The organism is Cohnella sp. WQ 127256, assembly GCF_024519285.1.
Lineage (GTDB): Bacteria > Bacillota > Bacilli > Paenibacillales > Paenibacillaceae > Cohnella.
Window position 1 is genome coordinate 94,472 of sequence record NZ_JAMZCY010000006.1, and the last position, 22,190, is coordinate 116,661.

Annotated in this window: 20 protein-coding genes; 18 read left to right on the forward strand and 2 right to left on the reverse strand. The window is 47.4% G+C overall.

Going from position 1 to position 22,190, the window contains the following annotated elements; translation table 11 throughout:
- Nucleotides 1–7: 7 nt before the first annotated feature.
- The 3 genes from M1K58_RS18920 to M1K58_RS18930 all read left to right on the forward strand — a co-directional run bounded on the left by M1K58_RS18920 (nucleotide 8) and on the right by M1K58_RS18930 (nucleotide 3,327).
- The gene (locus tag M1K58_RS18920; protein WP_256760438.1) at nucleotides 8–1,069 is read left to right on the forward strand and encodes a Gfo/Idh/MocA family protein; all 1,062 of its coding nucleotides are present in this window, start codon (nucleotides 8–10) and stop codon (nucleotides 1,067–1,069) included.
- 12 nt (nucleotides 1,070–1,081) lie between these two features.
- Nucleotides 1,082–1,930, forward strand: a complete 849-nt coding sequence (locus M1K58_RS18925; RefSeq protein WP_256760439.1) for a Gfo/Idh/MocA family oxidoreductase — start codon at nucleotides 1,082–1,084, stop codon at nucleotides 1,928–1,930.
- 170 nt (nucleotides 1,931–2,100) lie between these two features.
- Entirely contained in the window at nucleotides 2,101–3,327 is a 1,227-nt protein-coding gene (locus M1K58_RS18930) for a winged helix-turn-helix domain-containing protein (protein WP_256760440.1), read from the forward strand.
- A gap of 96 nt (nucleotides 3,328–3,423) precedes the next feature.
- On the opposite strand, the gene M1K58_RS18935 is transcribed toward M1K58_RS18930, so the two are convergent.
- Nucleotides 3,424–3,858, reverse strand: coding sequence for a methylglyoxal synthase (locus M1K58_RS18935; protein WP_256760441.1), 435 nt, complete (start codon nucleotides 3,856–3,858; stop codon nucleotides 3,424–3,426).
- A 561-nt stretch (nucleotides 3,859–4,419) separates the two neighbouring features.
- Here M1K58_RS18935 and M1K58_RS18940 point away from each other — a divergent pair.
- Nucleotides 4,420–4,635, forward strand: a complete 216-nt coding sequence (locus tag M1K58_RS18940; protein ID WP_256760442.1) for a hypothetical protein — start codon at nucleotides 4,420–4,422, stop codon at nucleotides 4,633–4,635.
- An 82-nt stretch (nucleotides 4,636–4,717) separates the two neighbouring features.
- On the opposite strand, the gene M1K58_RS18945 is transcribed toward M1K58_RS18940, so the two are convergent.
- Nucleotides 4,718–6,121 (reverse strand): GNAT family N-acetyltransferase, encoded by a 1,404-nt coding sequence (locus M1K58_RS18945; RefSeq protein ID WP_256760443.1) that lies wholly within the window; start codon nucleotides 6,119–6,121, stop codon nucleotides 4,718–4,720.
- 245 nt (nucleotides 6,122–6,366) lie between these two features.
- Here M1K58_RS18945 and M1K58_RS18950 point away from each other — a divergent pair, with 245 nt between their 5' ends.
- From M1K58_RS18950 to M1K58_RS19015, 14 genes are all read left to right on the forward strand, one after another.
- On the forward strand, nucleotides 6,367–6,849 hold the full coding sequence (locus tag M1K58_RS18950; RefSeq protein WP_256760444.1) for a GNAT family N-acetyltransferase: 483 nt from the start codon (nucleotides 6,367–6,369) through the stop codon (nucleotides 6,847–6,849).
- 5 nt (nucleotides 6,850–6,854) lie between these two features.
- On the forward strand, nucleotides 6,855–7,865 hold the full coding sequence (locus tag M1K58_RS18955) for a S66 family peptidase (protein WP_256760445.1): 1,011 nt from the start codon (nucleotides 6,855–6,857) through the stop codon (nucleotides 7,863–7,865).
- An 85-nt stretch (nucleotides 7,866–7,950) separates the two neighbouring features.
- The gene (locus tag M1K58_RS18960) at nucleotides 7,951–9,522 is read left to right on the forward strand and encodes an ABC-F family ATP-binding cassette domain-containing protein (RefSeq protein WP_256760446.1); all 1,572 of its coding nucleotides are present in this window, start codon (nucleotides 7,951–7,953) and stop codon (nucleotides 9,520–9,522) included.
- A 243-nt stretch (nucleotides 9,523–9,765) separates the two neighbouring features.
- On the forward strand, nucleotides 9,766–10,902 hold the full coding sequence (locus M1K58_RS18965) for a THUMP domain-containing class I SAM-dependent RNA methyltransferase (RefSeq protein ID WP_256760447.1): 1,137 nt from the start codon (nucleotides 9,766–9,768) through the stop codon (nucleotides 10,900–10,902).
- 234 nt (nucleotides 10,903–11,136) lie between these two features.
- Entirely contained in the window at nucleotides 11,137–12,123 is a 987-nt protein-coding gene (locus M1K58_RS18970) for an aldo/keto reductase (RefSeq protein WP_256760448.1), read from the forward strand.
- Nucleotides 12,124–12,171: 48 nt separating this feature from the next.
- The gene (locus tag M1K58_RS18975) at nucleotides 12,172–13,536 is read left to right on the forward strand and encodes an LLM class flavin-dependent oxidoreductase (protein ID WP_256760449.1); all 1,365 of its coding nucleotides are present in this window, start codon (nucleotides 12,172–12,174) and stop codon (nucleotides 13,534–13,536) included.
- 40 nt (nucleotides 13,537–13,576) lie between these two features.
- Nucleotides 13,577–14,356: an ABC transporter permease gene (locus M1K58_RS18980; RefSeq protein ID WP_256760450.1), complete on the forward strand. Its 780-nt coding sequence runs from the start codon at nucleotides 13,577–13,579 to the stop codon at nucleotides 14,354–14,356.
- Nucleotides 14,357–14,389: 33 nt separating this feature from the next.
- Entirely contained in the window at nucleotides 14,390–15,406 is a 1,017-nt protein-coding gene (locus tag M1K58_RS18985) for an ABC transporter substrate-binding protein (RefSeq protein ID WP_256760451.1), read from the forward strand.
- Nucleotides 15,407–15,427: 21 nt separating this feature from the next.
- The gene (locus tag M1K58_RS18990; RefSeq protein WP_256760452.1) at nucleotides 15,428–16,201 is read left to right on the forward strand and encodes an ABC transporter ATP-binding protein; all 774 of its coding nucleotides are present in this window, start codon (nucleotides 15,428–15,430) and stop codon (nucleotides 16,199–16,201) included.
- Between the two features lie 19 nt (nucleotides 16,202–16,220).
- Nucleotides 16,221–17,090: a sulfurtransferase gene (locus M1K58_RS18995; protein WP_256760453.1), complete on the forward strand. Its 870-nt coding sequence runs from the start codon at nucleotides 16,221–16,223 to the stop codon at nucleotides 17,088–17,090.
- Between the two features lie 526 nt (nucleotides 17,091–17,616).
- On the forward strand, nucleotides 17,617–19,527 hold the full coding sequence (locus M1K58_RS19000) for a serine hydrolase (RefSeq protein ID WP_256760454.1): 1,911 nt from the start codon (nucleotides 17,617–17,619) through the stop codon (nucleotides 19,525–19,527).
- Between the two features lie 547 nt (nucleotides 19,528–20,074).
- Entirely contained in the window at nucleotides 20,075–20,500 is a 426-nt protein-coding gene (locus tag M1K58_RS19005; protein WP_256760455.1) for a MarR family winged helix-turn-helix transcriptional regulator, read from the forward strand.
- A gap of 136 nt (nucleotides 20,501–20,636) precedes the next feature.
- The gene (locus M1K58_RS19010) at nucleotides 20,637–21,401 is read left to right on the forward strand and encodes an SDR family NAD(P)-dependent oxidoreductase (RefSeq protein WP_256760456.1); all 765 of its coding nucleotides are present in this window, start codon (nucleotides 20,637–20,639) and stop codon (nucleotides 21,399–21,401) included.
- 55 nt (nucleotides 21,402–21,456) lie between these two features.
- Entirely contained in the window at nucleotides 21,457–21,933 is a 477-nt protein-coding gene (locus M1K58_RS19015; protein ID WP_256760457.1) for a hypothetical protein, read from the forward strand.
- Nucleotides 21,934–22,190 lie beyond the last annotated feature (257 nt).

The window sequence follows — 22,190 nt, forward strand, 5'->3', positions numbered from 1 at the left end:
AAAATCAATGGGTAAAATCAAGGTAGCTGTGATTGGCTGTGGTGCAATCGCGAGCAGTCAGCATATTAAGGCTTATAAAGACAATCCGGATGCAGAAATCAAATACCTGTGCGATATTGATTTATCTCGTGCCGAGGCGGCGGTTGCGGACGTCGGAAGTGGGCAAGCCATAACTGATTACCGGATCATTCTAGAGGATCCTGAGGTCGAAGCGGTGTCCATTTGTACGCCGAATCATCTGCATGCATCGCTTTCTATCGCATGCTTGCAGGCTGGCAAGAATGTGTTGTGCGAGAAGCCAGCTGCGAGGACGTATGCCGAAGCGCTTGAGATGCAGAAGGCGCAGCGGGAAAGTGGTAAGGTGCTCAATATCGGCGTTGTAAATCGGTTCAACTCTGGAGTCAATGTCATTAAGGATATGATCGAAGCGGGAGAGCTGGGCGAGGTCTATCATGTCTATGTTAGTTTCCGTGCGCATCGGTCGATTCCGGGGCTGGGTGGAGCGTTCACGACGAAGGCGATTGCTGGCGGAGGGGCGCTGATCGATTGGGGAGTACATTTTCTAGATATCGTGATGTATTGCCTTGGTGATCCGTTGCCGAAGACGGTAACCGGGCAAGCTTATAGCAAGTTGGGCAAGGATATGAGCGATTACACGTACCTTAATATGTGGGCGGGTCCTCCGAAGCTTGATGGGACTTACGATGTAGATGATTTCGTTACGGCTCTCATCCGGACGGAGGGGCCGACCGTTACGTTGAATGGAGCTTGGGCTCAGAATATCGGGATCGATGAGATGTATATCGATTTCTTGGGTGACAAGTCGGGTATCCGTCTTCAGTATGGCAAGGAGTTTCAGTTATTCAGTGCTCGAAACGGCTCTTTGATGGAATCGACTCCGCAATATCGCACAAGCGATATGTTTCAAAATGAGATCGACGGTTTCCTTAGTTGTATTCGCACGGGCGAGAAGTTGCCGTCCCATATCGACACGGTTATTCTATCCTCTCGTATTATTCAAGCTATCTACGACTCGTCGGATCAACATAAAGAAATGACGTTGGACTAATCGGAGGGTGTTATGAAAACAATCGGCTTTATTGATTATTACTTGGACGAATGGCATGCAGATAATCTACCTAGCTGGATCGCGGAAGCGACGAAAGGTGGCATGCAGGTCAATTGCGCATACGGCCTGATTGATTCTCCGAATGGACTCAGTAATGCGGAGTGGTGCCGCAAGCACGGGATCACGTTGCTAGACTCGATAGAGGCAGTTGTGGAACAAAGCGACTATCTCATCGTACTATCACCAGACCACCCGGAATTCCATGAACAGTTGGCGGAGTTGCCGCTTAGATCGGGCAAGCCGACGTTTATTGATAAGACGTTCGCGCCGGATCGTGCTGCGGCAATGAGGTTATTCGAAGTGGCGAGTCGTTCCGGTACGCCGATTTTCTCATCCTCGGCGTTAAGATTCGCATCGGAGTATACTGATGAGCTTCACCGTTCTGGGGGTCGGCGCATCGATACGTTGTGCAGCCAAGGGCCGGGTAAATTCAGCAACTATGCGATCCATCAGATCGAACCCATCGTGTCGATCATGGGGGCGGATGCACGGCGGATCCAATTTATCGGCACGGAGAGGACGCCTGCGTTGGTCATCGAGTATCCGGATGGCCGCAGGGCGACAATGCATCACTTAGAGGATGCTCCATTCCGGCTGACTTACCAGTATGAGGCGGGGGCATCCGTGCAAGTGGTGGCGCAGACCGATTTCTTCGCACCGTTCGTCCGTAGTCTTGTTGAATTTTTCCGAACGGGTCAACCTCCGGTCAAGCCTACAGAGACGATCGCGGTCATTACCTTGATCGAATATGCGCGCAAGGCCTCTATCTCCCCGGGAGAGTGGCTAGAGTTGCCTGTGTAGCGACTGTGGGAAGAATGATATGAATGAGATAAGCAGAGCGCTTGAGGTTATCCTCGGGGCTCTGTATTTTTTTGGTAGATGGCGATGGGATGAGTTAAAATAAGATTTGAAGGGTTCGAATCTTGTGAGTTATCGAAAGAATATCCTATTGTAATGGGAGAGTCTAGCGTATGGAAACGGTCTCGATCGCGATTACGAAGAGTCAGGCGAGAAAATTCCTTCTAATGTATCACGGCTTATACGGCGAGTTTGAATTCCGCGGCAAAGAGGGGGTTTTGGCTTACATTCAGAGAGTTGGTTGTATCCAATATGATCCGCTTAATGTCGTCGGTACAAATCCAGAACTCGTGCTGCGGTCGAAGGTCGAGGATTTCGATCGCGGCATGCTCTCAGAGTTACTATATACCGACCGGAAGCTTATCGATTACTGGGACAAGTGCATGTCGATCTTCTCGGTTGAGGATTGGCCGCATTTCTCGCGGCTTCGTGACCACTACGGGGCTTGGTGTCGCTCTAATGAGGTGGTTGTGGAACGGGTTCGTTCGGAAATCGAAAGCAGAGGAGCTCTCTGTTCCGGAGATTTGGAAGACAATGAGAAAGTCGATTGGGCGTGGGGGCCAACGAGATTATCCCGCGCCGCGTTAGAGGGCATGTATCATTCCGGGCGACTCGGTGTTCATCATAAGGCGCATACCCGCAAGTATTACGACCTGACGGAACGGCTGATTCCAGAAGAAATACTTTCCGAACAGGATCCTTTCGCAACGGAAGAACACTATTATGCTTGGTTTGTGCTACGACGTATCGGAAGTGTGGGTTTGCTGTGGAATAGGCCGAGCGATGCGTGGTTGGGTATTCGCGGCTTGAAGAGCCTCGAAAGGAACGAAGCGTTCGCAAGACTTGTGGGAGAGGGGCGAATCTTGAGTGTCAAGGTTGAAGGGCTACAGCATCCCCTCTACATGCGCAGCTCGGATATGGGGATTATGGAGAAGGTCTTGTCGGACGATCGGCCGAATGAGCGGGCGAGTGTGCTTGCTCCGCTGGACAACCTGATTTGGGATAGGCAGTTAATTCGGGAGTTATTTGATTTCGAATACCGTTGGGAAGTGTACAAGCCAGCGGCAGAGAGGAAATACGGATACTATGTGCTACCTGTCGTCTTTGGCGACCGGATCGTTGCTCGGTTTGACCCGGTTAAGCATCGGAAGAATTCACCGTTAGCGATTCACAATTGGTGGTGGGAGGAAGGTGTGGACTCGGACGACGTTCGGATGGTCGAGAGTATCGAGCGATGCCTTGAACGTTTCGCCTTACAGCTCGGGACGCATTATCGGGTGAGGGCCAACGATGCTTCGCCTTCAGATGGACCTGGTCAGCAAGAGAAGTTTGTTCGTTAAGACAATAGACCTGTCGCGCCTGGTAAGAGGCGGATCAGGTCTATTTCTTTCGTTATACCGTTAAATGATCGATGGTTAATATACGAACCAGGTGGGTTAGTCATCGGTTCCTGTCTTAGGTAATTGCTTATATTTTGCTTTAACGACGTCTCTCCAGGCAAAATCTGCTCTTTCCATCGATTTAATTAACAATTCCGCGGTCGCAATATTCGTTGCGAGAGGGATGCATTGCACATCGCAGAGACGAAGCAGGGCGGTAATGTCGGGCTCGTGTGGCTGTGCGACAAGAGGATCCCTCAAGAAGATAACCAGATCAATTTCGTTGCTCGCAACTAGAGATCCGATTTGTTGATCGCCACCGAGAGGGCCGGATTTTAATCGATTAACCTTAACAAAGCATTCCAGCATGACTCGTGTGCCTGTCGTACCGGTGGCCAGAATGTTATGGGCTTCGAAAATATGCTTATAGGCAATGACGAAGTTGACCATTTCTTCTTTTTTCGAGTCATGAGCGATTAATGCGATTTGCATATCAAACGCCTCCTGTTTTCGTTCTTAGTTGTACTGGCGTCAGCCGGCTTCGTAGTTCTTTGTATTACCATAACAGAGACTAGACTGTTCATCAACAACTTTGTGTTAATTAATATGACACACAATGAAGATTAGAGCCTTTTATGACACTTAAAACTCTAAATATGTAATATAAACTGACGTAAAATAGATGAGGAATTGAGATTGAGGGGTTCCGCACCGAATTTAAAGCCATGTAAGACAGACGAACGAATCGTTTTGTGACATTGGAGCATAAGAGGCGCGATTTGTTTTCATTGCAGGGCACATGCTAGAATGGCAATAGATAGTCTGGGTGCGCAAACACTCGGCGGATAACGAAAGCTTGGATGCGTGACCATTCAAACTGAACAGGTTTAACCCACCTTTGGCTGTGAATCCTGAGGTGGGTTTTTACTGTGAAAAGGGCGTTGTTATGGAATATCGAATATCGAATATTTAAGGTCAAGACGAATGGCGGACACCTAATCTGCTCATTTTAATGATAACCAAATAGGAAAGCTTGAAGGGGATAACAAATCAATGACAACTTCAGAATTGGACATGTTAAAAAATATTATTAAAAACGTGGTATCCATGGAGCTGAGAGTGGAGAAATCGGAAGTTAAAAACACAATAGAGATGATGGATGGTCTAGGTTTGAAATATAAGAACTCGTGGTCTTCCATGGAGTTTGCAGACCATACGGTGATCGATTTCTGGAGAAAAGATTTGATTAAGTCTGCTAATCGGAAATAGTAGCGTAGGACAATTGGAGTCGTATGTAAAAGGCTGCATCAGAAGGGTTATAGCGACCTTCTGATGCAGCCTCTTCATGGTTTTAGAATTTCAATTCACGAATGACTTCAGAGTCATCTCGATTCACTGCTTGGAAACCTAGAGAAGCGTATAGCTGAGCCGCTCTCTCATTATTCGGTCGATGGCCTAGCACGATTTTGTCGCAGGCGTGCTTTTCCTTGATATAGCGCACAAGCTCCTCCATACCTGATCGTCCCAAACCACTCTGTTGGAACTTATGATCGATCATGAAGGCCATGATCCAATAGCTTCCTTCATCGGGATCGACTGCATAAACCGTAAACCCCACTAATTGTTCACCGGTGTACATAGCAAGAGGAGTGAATCCGCAATAGGCGGACTCAGCCAACCAATAGACCGCTTGAACAGGGAAGACGCTTTTCTGCTCATCCGATACTTGAAGCTCAGTGCATTCGTACCAATTGTGTGTATTGATCGGTCTGAGTTCCACTACCGGTCGATAACCTCCGCGTATTCGGTCGCATATCCCAATTAGCTTATTTTTCAGCTTAATAGCCCACTCCGGAGATGGAGAGTCATCCATATTCTCAACGCTGCGAAGCAATCGTGCGAAAGTATAGAGTTCACTAAACCTCTGGAACACGGGAAGTAAGCTTAAATATGTCTCGTCTAAAACCTTCACTGATCTATACCCGACAAGGAACTGCTGAATGTTCTGCTTGGCTTCTTCATCCTGTTCGAGAAGATCAGATATGGCGGATGTAACATCCATCATGAACCAATGAACCATGGCATCGTCGAAATCGATCGCACAATATCGCGCTTCCTCATCGTCGTAGAAAATATTATCAGTCTCAAAATCATAATGGATCATCCCTGTATGTCCCGCGCCAATTGGAAGCTCCGAGAGCTGACCTCGTAATCGCTCAAGTTCTTGTCGAGCACCTATCTCCTTGGGGTAACGCTGCAAGACCGATGAGATATACGCGAGTGCATCTTCCCAGCTTCTTTGTGAAGTTGTCGCTGGGGTATACATTTCTGATAAACGGTGTAGAGAAGCGAGAGATTTACCCCATTTTTCAAAGTGGAAATCCGACATCTGATCCATTGGGACATGTTTTCCTGCGGCCTGCTCAAAAACGACTCCGTAATAAAGTCCGTTATCCGTTGTAAGGGTCTCAATCCATTGTCCGCTTATGGAACGAACAGGAGCAACAGTCGGATATCCTTGGGCTAACAAATACAGCATAAAGTCTAATTCAGCCTGGATATTCTCTATGGTGTTATCCTCTTCGTGAATGAATCTCAGAAAGTGACGAATACCGCCATTTTCAAAATCATAAACAAAGTTACTACTCGCTCTCCAGAACCTTAGCGTCTCCGCATCATGCTCCCAATACTGGATAAGCTTTTTGGCGGGAAAATCATTTACTGTAACCTGAATCATGTTTCTTAACGACATCATTGGCTGTTAGCCTCCCATTACCTAATGAGAGGTGCTTATTTGTTTAAGAATAACGACCTCTCATTGGTTTACTTGCGGTTTTGTTTGTAATCAAACACCATCACTCCTTAAGGTCGTTGTAGGGGTATAATGACTGTATGTGTTATGAAGCTTTCCCTCATTAAATATTCTCAGTTATATTTCCAGGTTTATCAAGTTTTATTTGTTTTTTAACCAATCGCTATATAAGGGGTGGGTGGGCTGCTTTGATCGTATGGAATGCTATAGAAGAAGATATTGCTTCTTGGTTACGACTCGCTTCGGAGGTTGAATACCTCTTCGGCCTAATGGCGGAGGATCCCATTTTCTTACAGGCGCTTCAAAAGAATATAAGCAGGGGAAGTGCTTTTTGTATACGTGAAAATGACGGGCCGCCAGGCTCATCTCTATTGGGTGGGCTGTTATTCTCTTCGTCTGCAGCTCCTTTATATAACATTGGATGGCTTGCTGTTGCATCAAGGGCAAGAAAAAGTGGTGTTGCCACTGCTTTAATGACATACGTCTTAACTCTTGTTCCCAGCCCGGCAGAGGTTACCGTTACAACATTCGGTACCGATATAGCGGATGGGTTGCCGGCAAGAGAGTTGTATATCAAAAATGGATTTAAACCGGATGAAAGAGTTGCTAATGGACCTGAGGGTGGATCGCGTCAAAAGTTCAAGCTAAAAATTCTCGAGCGAAAAGGGTGAGCCGAATGCGGAAAATCATTTATCCCGAACCCCTGCAACAAGGCGATACGATTGCGATAACTGCACCGTCCAGTGGACTTGAGTCTGACTTGCATCATTTATTAACGAGATCCAAGGCGAATCTTGAGAAGCTCGGCTTCACCATCGTCGAAGGCGAAACGATTTGGACCAACGACAAATGTGTCAGCACCAGTAAAGAGGCTAGAGTCCGCGAGTTGGAATCCTATTTGTTGGATGATCGTGTAAAAGCGATTATTCCTCCGTGGGGAGGGGAATTTCTAATGGAGCTACTTCCCTTGATTAATTGGGAGGGGTTGAAAAATCAACAACCCAACTGGATTGTTGGATATTCGGATATAAGCACATTATTATTCGCTTATACGTTGTTAACGGGATATGCGACCGCTCATGGCCCCGGTTATGTTGATATCGGTCCCGATAAAGTGGACGATACGACAGTCAAATGGTTAGAGGTACTCAGGACCCAGCAGGGACAACGAGTCACTCAAACCTCATCTTCGCAATATCGTTCGTCATGGGGAAATGGGCAAGACACTCCAACTAGATGGGAGATTCTTGGAGATAGGATCAGTGAACAATTTAGCGGTAGGCTAATTGGGGGCTGTATGGATACGATATCTATACTGATAGGAACGGAATTCGCTCCGGTAGAGCAATTTTCCGAAGACTACTGCCAAGATAGCGGTATGATCTGGTATTTGGAAAGCTGTGAGATGAACGCCGCCGATATCTACAGACATTTGTGGCAAATGAGGCAATGCGGTTGGTTTAACAATACGAACGGTGTCCTCATTGGTAGAGCAGCAGGGTACTCCCCCTGCAAGAACTTTGAATTAACGGATGCGTTGCAGAAGATATTTGTCCCCCTGAACATCCCAGTCCTTTATAATGTAGATATTGGTCATGTTCCTCCGCAAATGACATTGATTAATGGTGCTTTCGCCGAGGTGGTCTGTTCGGACGGCAAGGGAGAAATCACGATGACATTTTCTTGATATAGAACTAGAAGGCTTATTAAGAGACACCCTCATGTTTTCTAAAGTTCGTGGGGTTGAGTTTTAAAACGAGAAGGGTGATGGTATGAGCGTAATACGATTGGAAAATGTAACGAAGAAATACGAGGATACTCTGATATTTCGTGATATTTATTTTCGCGTGAGCAAGGGGGAGCGGATCGGTCTTATTGGGCGGAATGGTGCCGGTAAATCGACGGTTTTCAAGCTGATCATGGGTAAAGAAGAACCAACGTCGGGCAAAGTGGAAGTAGACCCTACCGTTAAAATAGGTTATTTCTCACAATTCTCTGAAATGCGCGGAGGCTTGTCTGTTCAGCAGGAGTTAGAATTGTGCTTTGAGCAGGTTAAGCTTATCGAGCAAGAGCTAAATGAAGTTGGGGAGAAGCTAGGCCAAGTTACCGATAATGATGAGATGGATCAGCTGTTAACGCGGCAAGCGGAGCTGTTCGAACAGATGGAGCATTTGGATGGCTGGAATGTATCCGTCGAGATCGACACGGTGCTATCCAAGCTGGGGTTCGATGAACGGTCTCGTAATCAGCCTGTTGATGAATTATCTGGAGGCTGGAGGAACCGTGCCGCACTCGCCAAGATGCTAATTGAGCTACCGGATGTCGTCTTGCTCGATGAGCCGACTAACTTTCTGGATATGGAAGGTCTGGTGTGGTTAGAGCAGTGGCTCCACCGTTTCAATGGGGCAATGCTTCTGGTGTCGCATGATCGGCAGTTTATAGATAGGGTCGTTACCCAAGTCATTGAAATTGAGAACTATCATTTTCAAGAATATGAAGGTAACTATACCGATTACATACGGAAGAAGAAGCTGCGGAAGAAAGAATTGGACCGCCAGTTCGAATGGGAGGAAGAGCTTCTCATTATGGAATCCGAAGCTATTGATAGCCGCGCGAGCAAGAAGTCCTCGAAGGACCGAATCGCACGCAAGCTGACGGATATGAAGAAGCGGGTTGAGCCTCATCCTGTGAACGTGTTGATTACTGACATTTATGAAAATTTACGTTTTCCAGATAAGCTATGTGAAGTGAAGAAGATCGGACAGATGTACGGCGAACGGACGATCTTCCAGAACGTCAGCTTCGATATTCAGAAAGAAGATCGAATCGCTATCGTGGGCCCGAATGGAAGCGGGAAATCTACACTCATTAAGGTGATTACGGGACAAGAAAAGCCAGAATCCGGTGAAGTGACTTGGGAGAAGGGTGTCAGCTACGCGTATTTCAACCGGATGTGGGATGAGCTAGATCTGAAGGATACCGTTAGCCACGCGGTCAATATTTCAGGGCTTGGACTCCATGCGCCACGGAAAAAAGTGAACAAATTTCTATCGATGCTGCAATTCTCGGAAGCGGATCTGAGTAAAACGATTGGCAATTTATCTGGTGGACAGCAAGCCAGGGTGGCGCTAGCCAAGTGTCTTCTCTCCGGAGCAACTGTAATTATATTAGACGAGCCTACCAATCACCTTGATCTGACAAGCATTCAGGTCATGGAGCAGGCGCTCATTCACTTCCCTGGTGCCGTGGTTACGGTAAGCCATGATCGATTTTTCATCGATAAAATAGCGACCAAAATGCTTACGTTCGACCCTGTATCGGGAATAACGGAACAGAATCTATAGTACACACAACTCGTATGGTATATCCAATTTATCGGTTATTTAATAGGAATGAGCTCGGTGCTATGCCGGGCTCATTCCTATTAATTTTGCCTTGTCTTTCATTATGTTAAAATAGCAATGAAAATAGATCTGGAACTTTAATTGTTTTCGCGTAGTTGAGGGTTAACTTGTATACTATAGGGAAAGTGAATGACTGGGTTTAGATACCCACGAAATAAGTACAAGAAATGAGTGATCCTGCTGATGTCTAAATATGAATTAATCGCAACAACTCCAATGGGCCTTGAAGCTGTGCTCTCCAGAGAGCTCAAAAATCTAGGCTACGAGGATCAACTTGTGGAAAACGGGCGTGTAACGTTCTATGGTACTGAGAAAGATATATGTATAACCAACATGTGGCTGAGAACCGCTGGTCGTATCCTCATTAAGATGGGTGAATTCGAAGCGCGCACATTTGATGAGCTATTCGAGGGAACAAAAGCATTAGCATGGCCTGACTGGATTCCAGAGGACGGGGAATTCCCGGTGGACGGGCGCTCACATAAGTCACAGCTGAGTAGCGTGCCCGCCTGCCAAGGCATCGTTAAGAAGGCTATCGTGGAGAAAATGAAGCAAAAATACAACACCGAGTGGTTTCAGGAGACTGGGGCACGTTATGTCGCGGAAGTCACGCTGCTTAATGACGTTGCAACGTTAACGCTTGATACGACTGGAGCGGGATTGCATAAGCGGGGGTATCGTATTGATACGATTCAAGCTCCTTTACGCGAATCGCTTGCTGCCGCGATGATCCTGCTAAGTAGATGGCGTCCAGAGCGTCCGCTGTACGATCCGTTCTGCGGATCTGGAACGATACTCATCGAAGCTGCTCTAATCGGTCTGAATATCGCGCCAGGACTTCACCGTAAATTTAACTCCGAAGACTGGGCGAACATGACACCGGAAATATGGGAGGAGGCGAGAGAGGAAGCCTTCGACCTGATGAAGGAAGATACGCCTATGAACATTGTTGGTAGTGATATTGACGGTGAAGCCATCAAGGCTGCTCTATCGAACGTAAGAAATGCGGGATTGATGAAGGAAATTAAGTTGAATATGATCCCTGTAGCAGACATCCGCCCAGAAGGCGATTACGGATGCATCATCACGAATCCACCTTACGGAGAGCGTATCGGGACATTGTCAGAGGTAGATTTACTCACAAAGCAATTAGGGAAAGCAGCTAAGCAGTTGCACAACTGGTCCCATTTCATCATTACGCCGGACAAAACGTTCGAAACGACATTTGGTCGTAAGGCAGACAAGAAGCGCAAGCTCTTTAACGGCCAGATTGAGTGCACGTATTATCAATATTTTGGACCTTTGCCTCCACGTGGATGATGCGTTGAAGGAGAAGACAGGCGGGCCGGGCATTCTCCAGAAGGAGAGTGTCCGGTTTTTTCCTATTGCCAAATCGGATAAGAGATGATATTATCCTAGTTAATCTATCGGAAAAGTAATATTAATAAAATACGAGACTCTACCGGACAGCCGGAGAGGCGCTTGCAAGTTAGGCGTCTTTCCGGCTGTTTTATTTTAATCCATTTTTATCAACTAGAAGGGGTGTGCGAGAACATGCAATATCGCAAATTAGGGAGAACAGGATTGAAGGTGTCCGAGGTTAGCTTGGGTACGATGGCTTTCGGGCGGTGGATTGATGAGAAGGCTTCAGAGGAAGTGTTAAATGCTGCATTGGAAGCCGGAATTAACGTCATCGATACCGCCGATGTTTACGGCAGAGGAATGGACAACGGAGACTTCTCCCTTTTTGGAGAATCCGAAGCTATCCTTGGCCGCACGCTTAAGACGCGAAGAAACGATATTGTGCTCGCGACGAAGTTCAATGCCAAGGTAGGCAAAGGCATTAATGATGCGGGGCAAAGTCGCTACCATATTTATCGGGCATTAGAGAATAGCCTTAGACGGCTGCAGACGGACCATATTGATCTTTATCAGATTCATGGCTTTGATCCAACGACCCCGATCGAAGAGACCCTTCGGGCTCTGGATGATCTGGTTAAGGAAGGAAAGATCCGCTATCTGGGCTGCTCCAACTACGCAGCTTGGCAGTTAGCTAAAGCACATGGAGTGAGCGCTGTTCATGGTCTTCATCGCTTTGAGAGCATCCAGCCGGAGTACAGCTTAATTACCAGGGGCATTGAGCGAGAGGTTGTTCCGCTGGCAGAAGCGGACAATATCGGGATCATTACTTATAGCCCGCTAGGTAGAGGGATTCTGACAGGCAAATATAGCGCAGGTGAAGCGCCGCCGGCCGAGTCTAGACTCGCTGCTGGAGAAAAGAAGCTGGAGCAGCTGCTTCATTCAAACCCAGCTTTCTCTCTCGTTGATGCGATTCGCCCGCTTGCCGAAGCACGCGGTTGGACACTCGCGCAGTTCGCCTTATCCTGGGTGCTCAGTCATTCGTACATCTCCTCAGCCATTCTTGGAGTGTCTAAAGTAGAACAGATTCAGGATTCCCTACGGTATGTAGACCAACGCCTGACACAGGAAGAGCTTTCACACATTGATGAGGTATCGCGGAGCATCGGTCTTACGATTTAACAACCATACACACAGTAGAGCATTCATATTCAATAGGGGGAAAACACAATGAGCCAAAAACGTCAGCTACATCTCGGTTTATTTTTATTTTCAACAGGGTACCACCCAGCCGGATGGAGGCTGCCAGAGGCAGTCACAGACGGGGCGTTTGATCCACAGTTTCTGGAAAGAGTCGTTACCAAGCTAGAGGAAGCGAAGTTCGATTTCTTCTTCTTAGGAGATAGATTGGCGTCCGGTGCGGACGAGCAGTATTCATTCCCATCTCAAATGGTTCGATTGGAGCCATTCACCATGCTCTCTTACTTAGCGGCGATCACGAAGAAAATCGGCTTAATCGTGACGGTGAATACAACATATGCAGAGCCGTATCATGTCGCTCGCATGACGGCATCGCTCGATTATTTGAGCAAAGGGCGGTTAGCGTGGAATGTCGTAACAGGAGCAGACCAGCGTGCGGCGTTGAACTTTAGCCGTGAGAAGCATTGGGACAATGCGAAACGCTATGATTACGCAGATGAATTCGTGGGCGTTGTTAAGAAGCTTTGGGATACCTGGGAAGATGATGCGTTCATACGTGACAAAGAAACCGGGGAGTACGTGGATAAGAGCAAGGTACATGCCATTAACCATGTAGGCGATCAATTCTCTGTTGCTGGACCGCTTAATGTAGCTAGACCCCCGCAAGGGCAAATTCCATTGCTATCCGCAGGCACCTCCGAACGGAGCCAAGAGCTAGGTGCTCAATTCTCCAGTGCAATCTTCACAGGCGAGATTCTGATCGAAGAAGCTAAGAAATTCTATGCAGGGATCAAAGGAAAGCTGAACAAACATGGGCGTGAACCGAATGAACTGTTTATTATGCCGGGGCTTGTTCCGCTTGTTGGACGAACAGAAGAAGAAGCTCGCGCCAAATATTTCGAGCTCAGCCAGCTGCTCGTTACAGATTTCAATATCACGGCTCTGTCCAATCGGATTGGCATTGACTTGAGCAGTTATCCGCTGGATGGTCCACTTCCGGACTTATCGCTATCCACTCTACCGAGCGAAAAAGTCAAAGCGCTGGTTGGGCTTGCTGAGCAGGCTTCTGGATATAAAGACATCTCGGTCCGTGAGCTGTTCTACTACTTCGCTGCAACGGCGAGAGGCCATCTCCTCATCATCGGTGATCCTGAACAAGTTGCCGATCAGATGGAGGAATGGTTCGTGCAAGAGGCTGCTGACGGATTCAATATTTGCCCTCCTTACATGCACGATGGACTGGATCTATTCGTAGATTTGGTTGTGCCGGTGCTTCAACGCCGTGGATTGTTCCGCACGGAGTATGAGGGTAGCACGTTCCGCGAGCACTTCGGCTTATCTCGTCCGGATAATCAGTTCGCTAAGAGCGCCACATTGCAAGGCGCTGTTCATTAAGGCAGCCGCTTGAGGCAACGTGGGAAACGAGGGGAAATGTATGGGCAACAAGACAACGGCTCACTATAATTGGCGCATGATTTCCGGTCAAATTGCGTTATTGCTGCTTATCCTTGGAGCTATCGAATATATCGTCAGTGCAGAAATCGTGGGCAGCTTATATTTGTCGCGGCCAACCTTAGTTATTAAGGAGATCATTCGATTATTTGCGGAGGGTGAGATTTTTCACCATCTGTCTGTCACGCTTTGGGAATTCCTTGTCGGATACGTGCTCTCCGCGGCGGCTGGAATTGGAACAGGCATGTTTCTCGTCCTTATTCCGCGGGCGGAAACCTTCTTCAAGCCCTTTCTCTCCGCGCTGCTTGCAGTTCCTAAAGTGACCATTATCCCAATGCTTATGTTATGGCTCGGAATAGGGTTATCCAACAAAATTGCGATTGTATTCCTGTTTTGCTTCTTTACTATTGCATTCAATACGATTACTGGGATTAAGCAGACAGCGGATAATCACCTCAAGGTAGCACGTGTATTCGAGGCAACCAAGCTTCAGACGATTATTAAAGTGATTTTGCCGTCTGCGGCGCCCACCATCTTCGTGGCATTGCGTTTATCAGCAGCTACAGGCTTGGTCGGTGCGTTATTCGGGGAAATGATTGCTTCCAAGGATGGTCTTGGCAATCTACTCGTTCAGGCAACTTCTCTGTACGATACGACCAAAGCTTTCGCGATTATTACGATTGTTACGATCGTCTCTGTACTTATCATTGCGTTAATTGACTTATTTGAGAAAAAGATCGTCCTGAAGTGGAAATCATCCTAATTTATCATTAAGAAACCCAAGGGGGAACAACCGATGAGAAAGAAAAGTTGGACAGGTATAGGAATCGTAAGTCTTGCTGCTGTAATTTTGTTGTCAGGATGCTCTGGCAATTCCAATAGCAAAGGAAATAGTGAGGCGAAGGGAGCTTCGCCATCCGCTTCGGCTGTAAGTGGCAAAGAGCTACAGAAAATCAGATATGCACCTTTAAGTGGAATCAGTGGGTTAGCCGTTCGATTCGGCGCGGAGCAAGGCTTCTTTGAAGAAGAAGGGCTCGATGTAGAGTTTATTTCAACTAAAAATGCAGTCGAAGGATTAGTGAGCAAGGACGTGGATATTGCTGACATGCCTACGACTACTGCGATAGTTGCCGCGGGTAAAGGGGCTCCAATTAAAATCGTCTCTTCCTTATTCCGTACGAAAGGTCCATTTTATCTCATTGCTGCTCCTAGTATTAATAGCGTTGAAGATCTGAAAGGCAAAACCGTTGGTGCAGGCTCATTCGGCAGTGGGTTAGACGCGTATACCCAAGTGATTCTGAAGAAGCACGGACTTAGCAAGGACGATGTATCTTATGTAGCTAACGGCGCACAAGAAGCAGCGTATGCAAGCTTTACCTCAGGCCAAGTGGATGCGACGATTATTCACGAGCCATTTGCTTCTTTGGTTGAATTAGAAGGAAAAGGTAAGATTCTGGCTAAAGGCTGGGACTATCTACCGAACTTCCACACAGGTGTACTGGCGTCTCGGAAGGATTTCATCGAGGAGAAGCCGGAGCTCATAGAGAAGCTTCTACGTGCCTACTTCAAGTCCCAGGAATATGCGAAAAGTCACCACGACGAGTATAGAGCCTATTTCTTAAAGAACGTCAAAGTGGATGAAAAAGCGGTCGACCTGGCATTCGAGCGTGAAAGCGTACTGTGGGAGAACAATCCGGATGTGAATCTGGATTCGTTGAAAGAGACACAGCAAATCCAAGTGGATCTTGGATTCCAAGACCAAATTTATGATACTGAGCAAGTACTTGATCTACGTTTTATTCCGAAAAAGTAAGTTGAACAGCGAGGTGTTCCTATGGCGGGCTTCTTAATTAACGGAGTTTCTAAAGTGTACGGGGGGACGACTCCTACCGAAACTCTGGTGGACATCGATCTAACGATAGAAGATGGAGAATTTCTAAGTATTCTGGGCCCTAGCGGTTGTGGCAAGAGCACCTTGCTCGAAATATTGGCTGGCTTGCAGCTGCCTACGTCAGGGGAAATCTGGTTTGAGGGGAAGAAGCTACAAGGACCGGGCATTGAGCGGGGAGTTGTTTTTCAGGATCCTTCACTCTACCCTTGGCGGACGGTGATGCAGAATGTTGAGCTCGGTTTGGAGCTTCGGCATAAGAACAAGGTCGAGAGGAAATTAGCTGCTCAAAAATATTTGGACATGGTCGGGCTGCAAGGCTTCGAGAATAAGTATCCCCATCACTTGTCTGGTGGCATGAAGCAGCGGGCGGGCCTTGCCCGCGCTCTGGCCAACAGTCCGGAAGTGCTACTCATGGACGAGCCCTTCGGGGCGGTCGACCATCTGACTCGGCTGCAGCTGCAGGATGATCTGTTGAGAATTTGGGAAGCAGAGAAGAAGACGGTCGTCTTCGTGACCCATGATGTATCTGAGGCGGTGTTCTTGGGCGATCGGGTCGTGTTGTTGTCGCCAAGACCGGGCCGGATTAACAAAATATTCCGGGTGCCGAACAAGCATCCGCGCAAGCGAGATGACATCGAGCTGCTAAAGATCCAGAACGACATCTATGCTGCTATTCACGAAGTGAAGACGCAGGAAAATCTAGAATTTATTATTTAACGTGAGGAGCATGTGAACCATGTCATCATCTAATATCGTTAGTGTGGAATGGTTGAGATCCCGACAGCAATCGGGTCAGCGGATTGTCATCGCTGATGTACGTTTCTCCCCGAAGGATGCGGATTATGGTCGTAGTGCTTATGAGCAAGGTCATCTGCCTGGCGCAGTTTTCGTAAACTTCAAGGCAGATCTGACAGATCCCGCGGGAGAGCACGGTGGACGGAGTCCGCTCCCAACACCCGAAAGGCTAGCTGATATATTCGGTGGGCTCGGCATCGACCGCTCGACCGACGTTGTTGTCTATGAAGATATCAACGGGCCGGCCGCTTCTCGGTTATGGTGGGTGTTGAAGTATTTGGGCAACGATAACGTTTATGTCCTAGATGGTGGATATCGTGCTTGGACGGCTGCTGGTCTGCCCATTTCTCAAGCATTGCCGGAGTACGAGCGACGTACGTTTGATGCGGCTCCTCATCCGGAGTTGCTCGTGGGCGTGGATGAAGTGCGTCTCGCGTCGAGTCGTAGTGACGGTGGGCCGGCGCTTATCGATTCCCGTGATGCCAATCAGTACCTTGGCTTAGAAGCGCCATTCGATCCGATTGCGGGTCACATTCCAGGTGCCGTGAACATCTTCTGGAAGGATGGGTTGACGGAGGATGGTTTATGGAAGTCACCCGAGCAGCTGCGCGAGCAATTCGCTTCTGTGGGGGCCTCAGACGAAATCATCGTCTATTGTGGCTCAGGCATCTCGGCTACACCGAACGTTCTGGCTCTTCAGGAAGCTGGCTTCACTAATGTGAAGCTATATGCGGGTAGCTGGAGCGATTGGATTACTTGGCACGATAACCCGATAGCCGTCGGGGATGAAGAGAAGACGGAAGACGTATAACAGTACTTTCTCGATGAATACATCGTCATACGGGCCATAGACCCTGGCGATGTATTTTTTATGCCGAGAAGTCAACACGGAGTCAACAAGCGGTTCCTGAAAATACTTTCTTAACGGGTCGAAACGAATACACGTTCCTATGTCCATGTATACAAAGAAGCCAGTTTTCCCCCACATAGAGGTGCCGCAAATCGACGTCTTTTGCAGGTCAACAATACAAATGAATTAGATGAACCGATCAACATTAAATCAACACCTTTAACCGAATGTATAAAGCCGCCAAAGTTCCGGCCGCTGTGATCGGCATGTTTATTATGAGTTTAGCATTGAGCAATGCAAGCGGACAAAATGTAGGTCCCGAAGGATGTCCACCATTATTGCGATATATACGATTCCGTAAGAATGTGCATAGAAGCAAGCAATTTCCGTTCGAAGTTATCAAAAGGCATCAATATATGCGATATGCGCAATACAATAGATACATAAAATGGTAAAATACAAACGAAGTCGACGGGAGGGATAAAAGTTGGTTGGAAAGGATAACGCGGGTCGGATTCGAATGGCTGTCATATTGTTGTTCATCATGAGCCTCTTCTTAGGTTATACCCCAAGAACAAGCGCAAATCCTACGGAATGGAATACGAAAGAGTTGTCTGCCTTTTTCGATGGATATATGGATGGGAAATTAGACAAGGCTCCGGGGGCTGTGATCATTGCGGTAAACAGCGAAGGTGTGTTGTTTTCACAAGGCTATGGGTATGCTGACAAAGAGCATAAGCTCAAAGCAAATCCCGATTCGACCGAGTACCGAGTCGGTTCGATCTCCAAACTGTTTACCTCATCGGCTATTATGCAATTAGTGGAACAAGGGGAAATTCGATTGGACGAAGATATTAACAAGTATCTTCCTTTTCGCATACCTAATCGCAAAGATCACCCGATCGAGTTGGCTCATCTGCTTACGCATACTGCAGGATTTGATGAAACGGTGCAAATTGGCAACGAGAATTGGCCTCCCTCTCCCGATGCGGATTTGGGGGACTTCAAGAACATCTACATCCCTCCTATTCTAAGAGATCCGGGTTCTGTCAAAAGCTACAGCAATTTCGGGATGAGCCTCGCAGGGTATATCGTTCAAAGACAATCCGGCGTTCCGTTCACACAATATATCGATGAACATATACTGCATCCTTTGCAGATGGACAACAGCAGCTTCCAACCGAAGCCAGAAATCATCTCTCATTTGGCGGTCCCATACGGTGCAGCTGGTCAGCCGATACAGGAATGGAATCTCAAACCGGCGTATATACCTGCCGGTGGGTTGTTCGCGACGGCTTCCGACATGGGAAAGTTCATGATGTCGTTTCTGCAAGAAGGCAAGACCGTGGGGGATCGGATTTTGAATGCCGATACCAAGGCTGAGATGATGTCTCTTCAAAGCTCATTCAATCCTTTGCTCGGCGGTATGGGATACGGCTTCTTTATCAAAGAAGGGAGCGACGGGGCGCAGATCATATGGCATGGCGGAGACCTTCCCGGATGGCATAGTATCTTGTGGCTGATCCCCGAGATGAAAACAGGTGTCTTCGTTGCCGTCAACGGGGATGGTGACCCCGGTTTGCCTACCGAGCTAATGAGATTATTTTTGAACCGCTTTATGCCATGGACAGTAGCTGCAACCGCCCCCGATAGCGGGCAAACTTCATCATTCGAAGCTCAGCCTGCGGTAGATTTGGCGGGACGGTATATTATTAATCGACATATTTCCCAATCGGTCTATAAGATTGCAACGCTATCGCAAAATATTAGAATAACCGTTACAGCGAACGAAGATGGCTCTATTACCGCCAGCGGAATGGGAAATCCCGAAACCTATACTTACGATAGGAACGGCCTGTGGCGAAATGTGCTCGGAGACAACTCATTTTCTTCCTACAAGGATAGAGACGGAGAATTTTTGCAATTTTCAGGTAGTCCGGCTGCTGATTTTCGGCGAATTGCATGGTACGAAGATGAACAGCTTCATGGGATCATAATCATTGGATTTGCATTGTTATTCGTTCTGGGGATATTGGTCTGGATGATTGGAAGCTTTCGATATCGATCCATGTGGCGCTCAATTCCAGGTATCGTATGCGGAATCTATATGGTTTTCTGTGCAGGAATCATTGTTATATTCAATAATGCAAACAATTTAGGAGTTATTATTGGGCAGAGCATGAAGGTTGTTCTCAGTCTCCCCATAATTGCGGCGCTGCTCTTGGCTATCGAACTTATGCGATGGGTGAATGAATGGCGCAAATGGAAACCTCAATCAGAGCGGAGAGTTTTGGGTATCCTACGTAGTTCGGGCCGAATGTTCCTTATCATGTTACAACTCGCATTTCTTCTTTATTTGAATTATTGGAACTTGTTAGGGTGGTCAGGATTGGAGTAATATTGTGAGTCTCGGTAATGAACACAAATAGACAGCTGGAGTGATTGGATTAGTTATGAGGGGAATGCGGTTGTTGTGGGGGAAGAGTAAGAGTTGAAGGACGCATAGCAGTATTGAATCGTAGAATACATCGCCAGATGGGTCGTATGCCCAGGTGATGTATTTTTAAGCCCCGAAATCAACACGGAGTAAACAATCCATTCATGAAAATATTTACAGAGTGATTCGGGCCAAACACGTGCTCGTATGCTTCACAATGCGCTGTACAGACAAATAATGGGCCGGCAATGCCCCACCTAAGCGGTACGGATCCCGGATCCACTAACTTGAAGTCAACAATTTTAGCTGTTAATGAGGGTGGTCAACGTAAGGTCAACAGTTGGATTAAGTGTATTTCGCTGAAATCATTTGAGGAGGTATTGCAAAATGCGAAGCACTGATTAAGGCCATCATGTCAGACACAACTGAGATTGACATCCTGGAAATACTTAGAATATAATTAGGATGCTAACGATATCGAAATGACCTAAGAATGGAGCCATACTGCATGTCTCAATCGATCCTATATTTGAAAAGAACCTATATTATTATGCGTAAAGAGCTTGACGTGCGGTTAAGCAAGTTTAATCTGACGACCTCGCAATTCGAGATCCTAGGCTATCTGTCTCAATCCGGAGGATTAGAGCAGCAGAAGCTCCAGCACCATAGCGGGATTACGTCCGCTACATTAACCGGAATTTTAGATAAGCTGGAGGATCGGTCATACATTTCGCGTAAACCTAGTCATACGGATGGAAGGGCTAACGTTGTCACGCTCACGAAGCAGGGCAACGAAGTGTTCGTTAAGCTGGTTGATCTCATTCATGAATTCGAGAATGAAATGCTTAAAGGGTTCACGCAAGCCGAGAGAGATTTGCTGGGGCAATGGCTGCAACGCGTCGCCAAGAATCTAGGCGATAAGGAATTTTATTAATAAAGGGTCGTTTAGCTGCCTATATAGCTAGCATCCTAACGTTCTGAAAGGAGGTGAGTGCAATGGGATGCAGTTAAGGACAAGGATGAAAGAGGATTGTTTTATAGCTAGGATCCTAGTTAATGGGGGGGATATTATGCGAATTGTAGTTACGGGAGGAACAAGCGGAATCGGTTACGGGACGGCGCGTTTAGCAGCGGAACGCGGATGCAAGGTAACGATCGTCGGTCGTAATCGAACGCAAGGCGTGAAGCTTGCCGCCGAGCTGGGCGCGGACTATCTCTATGCGGATTTATCCAAGATGTCGGATGTACGTAAATTAGCGGAACAACTCGAAGAACCGATTGATGCGTTAGCGCTGTGTGCAGGAGGAATATCTACCAGCAAAGAGACCCGTTTGACCGATGAAGGGTTGGAGACGACATTCGCAACGAATTTTTTAAGTAAATTCGCTTTATCGCAGTTGCTCCTTCAGCAGAACAAAATCGTTCCCGGCGGATGCATCGTCATGGTAGGAGGCAATGGCGGCCACAAGAATGCTTCGACCGCTTGGGCTGAATCCCATGCTGGTCTACAAGCCGCGTTCAAGGCGGCGCTTGCAGTCGATCTCTATGCTTCCGAACTCGCCAAGCAACATCCGCAACTGCGCGTGCATACCTGCTATCCGGGAATGGTTCGAACAAACCTGTTCAGGGAGGCAACGTTACCGATCCGATTGTTGTCACGGGTATTAGGCAAGCCAATAGCCAAAGGTAGCGCATACCTAGGTCGGCTGATCTTAGAGAAGCATTCGGGGGTACATTGGAAGCAGAATCGCCCCATGCGGTTCCCTACCCCCTTGCCTGGAGGTCAAGAAGTTAAGGCGCTTTGGGCATATAGTCGGCAAGCTGTTTTGCTTTAGTCACAAGGTTAGTGCAGAAATCAACATCTGACCGAATAACGAAAGGAGTCCAAATATGCGCTATAAAACAGGTTGGCTGATACAAGATCATATTCTAGCATTGACGCATTTTGAATCGTTTGTAACCGTTGAGGATTTCAGGGATATCGCCGTAAATACGCACATTGCTCTGCAAGAGGCAACGGGTCCCTTTCACATTCTGATTGATAATCGGATCATTGCCGAACAGACTGTCGCCTCTCTTGATACGATGTTCAAAGCCCTGCCGATACTCGAACATCCGCACTTGCGATGGATTGTCGTCGTGCTGCCTGAAGCCATCAAAGAAACTGTAACAAGTAGGGAAGTTCAGCGGCAGGGGGCCATACAATTAAAATTCGTAGACAGTCTGTCTTCCGCATTTCAGCATCTTGCCCAAGAGGACAACCGTATAGACGGCGCAGCGTGCTATGAATCGAATTGGAGCGATTGGATTACTTGGCAAGATAACCCGATAGCAACCGGGGATGAAGAGGAACAGCACCAAGGATAGCAGTAATTGCTCAATGAATACATCGCCCTGTGGCTCTCACGCTCCGGCGATGTATTTTTTATGCCCCGAAGTCAACACGGAGTCAACGTCCGACTGCTGAAAATACTTACAGAACATCGGTCCGGGCACTCGCTCGTATGCCCATATATACAAAGAAGGGCCGGGACGCCCCACCATAGAGGTGCTGCGTTCCCCGGCTTCTAAGCAAGTCAACAATTCAAATGACTAAGCGAGTCAATCAACTTAAAATCAACAAA